The organism is Chitinophaga sp., from assembly GCF_035564935.1.
Lineage (GTDB): Bacteria > Bacteroidota > Bacteroidia > Chitinophagales > Chitinophagaceae > Chitinophaga.
In genome coordinates this window covers 1-2800 of sequence record NZ_DATMTE010000236.1, presented here as the reverse complement: position 1 = coordinate 2800, position 2800 = coordinate 1, and the positions used below count along the sequence as shown (strand labels likewise).

The following is a 2800-nucleotide window of genomic DNA, read 5'->3' as shown; positions in this document are numbered from 1 at the left end:
TTTAGGATTTGAAGTCGCGACCAGTACATCCGGTGTTTTTAACGGACTGGCACCCGGAAATTATACAGCTTATTTTGTTCAGGAAAATACCACTTTTAACTGCGAATTCCCTACTGATTTCACATTGACACAACCGGAACCACTTACCGGAAATGTAACCCAAACACAGCCTTACAACTGTATCACTAATGGTGCAACCATAAGCATTACTACCGGAAGTGTAACCGGCGGAACAGCTCCTTATCAATACAGCATTGACGGAATTAATTTTGGTACTGCAACTTCATTTAGCGGATTAACAGCGGGAACCTATACTGTTACCGTCAGAGATGCTAATGGCTGTACATTCAGAACAAACGCAATTACAATCAGTCCGTTGTCGCCTCCTACAAATATCCAATTTGCGGCAACAGCACCAACGTGCCCTGCTTTGACCTCCAACGTAACTCTTACAGTAACTGGCGGAACAGGACCATTTGTTTATGAAATCACGGCACCAGCGGCTGCAATAGCAAACAATGGAAATAATGCTGTATTTTCAGGGCTGGCTCCAGGAACTTATACTTTTAAGGTAACGGATGCTAACGGATGTTCTTTTACCAGAAATTACACAATCAATCAGGTGACGCCTATTGCTGTAAATATCGTGGGAAAAGGAAATCCAATCTGTTTTGACCCTGCAACAGCTAATGGTTTTGTGAATTATATTGTAAGCGGATATACAACAACATATAACTATGTCATCAGGAATAGTTCAGGCACAATTATTTTCTCCGGAACCAATGTTTCAGCAGATAACATTTCAACAGGAGGTACGCTTCCTCCTGAAACTTACACAATTACAGTAACCGACAACACTACTAATTGTACCGCTACGGCAACTCAGATAATCAACGGTCCGCCATCTGCGCTTGACGCCACACTTACCATAAGCCCAATTACCTGTACAGGAACCGGAAGTGTAACTGTTACAGCAACAGGCGGCTGGGGCAGCTACCAGTACATGCTCGTAGGACCTGACGGAGTAATTGGCTATCAATCAAGTCCGGTTTTCAACAACCTTACATCACCTGGCACTGGCGTGGTTTATATAGTTGACTCAATGAACTGTATGAAGACAGAAACATTCACTATAAATGTGGCAACACCTCCTGTACTTTCTGTAAACGCGTCTTCAAACTTATGTTATAACACAACAAACAGTGCTTCCATAAGCGTAGCCGTAACCGGGGGATTAGCGCCTTTTTCCTATACGATAAACGGGGGAGGCAATCAGTCATCGGGTACATTTGCCAATCTGACGCCGGGAACCTATACTATTGAAGTAACAGATGCAAACGGTTGTACCGATACTGTTACGCAAACGATAAACCAGCAACTTACAACCGTTTCAATATTGGATAAAGGTCTGGATTGTACAAGCAGCCCAGATGCAGAAATAGACATCACCATCAACGGCGGACAAGCTCCTTATTCTTATCAGACATCTGTTAACGGAGGAGCATACGGAGCCATTACTCCGGTTGTTGGGTCGGTAATAAATTATACTACAGCTACACCGGGAACATATCAGTTCCAGATTACAGACAACATTGGCTGTGTCGTACGTACAAACATGGCAACAATAGCACCGCTGTCAAATCCTTCCATACTTTCAGTAACCCAAACACAAAACATTCTGTGTAATGGCGATAATAGTGGAGCGATTGCTGTAGCCATAGACAATACCGCCGGAGTAGCACCAATAGCTATTTCTGTAGTAAATACGACTACAGGTACAAACTTTGGCTCACAAACTTCAGGTTTGCCTGCAGGAAATTATACGATTACCATTACCGACAGTAATTCATGTACCGATACCGAAACGATTACCTTAACACAACCAGACGCTATTACATACAATGTTTCAACTGTTGACATTACTTGTAATAATCCGGGAGGAACATCCTATGGGGAGATTATCGTTCGGAATTTAACCGGAGGAACCGGACCTTTCACCTATCATGTAAGCAATAACTTTGGCTATTCTGATAGTTATAATGCTACGGCAGGAGAAGACCATTCTTTCCAAATTCTGGCTTTCGGTATCTATCAGGTTGATGTAATCGACGCCAATGGCTGTTCGGTTGTCAGGAACAATATCATTATTGCTTCACCACCAGATGACTTAGTAATAGACGTATCAGCCGTGACAACAGACTGTTTGAACGGTGGAACCGCTAAAATTACAGTAACTTCTGCCGTAAGTAGCGGTAACTTCCAGTTTGCAATTTTAGAATACAATACTATTCCTTACTCCAACAATTATCAGCCTGCTGACCCTGGAACCCCAGAAACAACAACTTTCACGGGATTAACTCCCGGAGTAACCTATACGTTTGTGGTTTATGATGTAGTGACACAATGTTACTATTTCAAATCGGCCAACCTTCCTATTGATTCGCCTTCTAACCTGACGGCAACACTTGACGTTGTAAGCAATGTTTCATGTACAGGAAGCGCCAACGGAAATGTTTCATTCACGTTCAGCAATTATGATACCGGAGCAACTCAGGTAAATTATGAAATTTTCAATGCGCAGTCCAATACAAGTACAGGAATAACTGGCAGTTCTACAGGACTTTCCGGAGGACCTGTTACAGTAAATAATTTTGGCACATTGCCTCCTGGAAACTATTATATTTTATTTACAGAAGTAGGAGGTGCTTTTACAGGATGTACCAATGCTTCACCTGCATTTGCTATAAGCCAGTCTACCAACTTATTACAGGTATCTGCCGCGGTGACCAAAAATGACAAC

General features: G+C 42.5%; 1 protein-coding gene. It reads left to right on the top strand.

Annotated features, from left to right (window positions below):
• On the top strand, positions 1-2800 hold a 2800-nt coding region (locus tag VN105_RS06255; RefSeq protein WP_325638998.1), incomplete at both ends, for a hypothetical protein.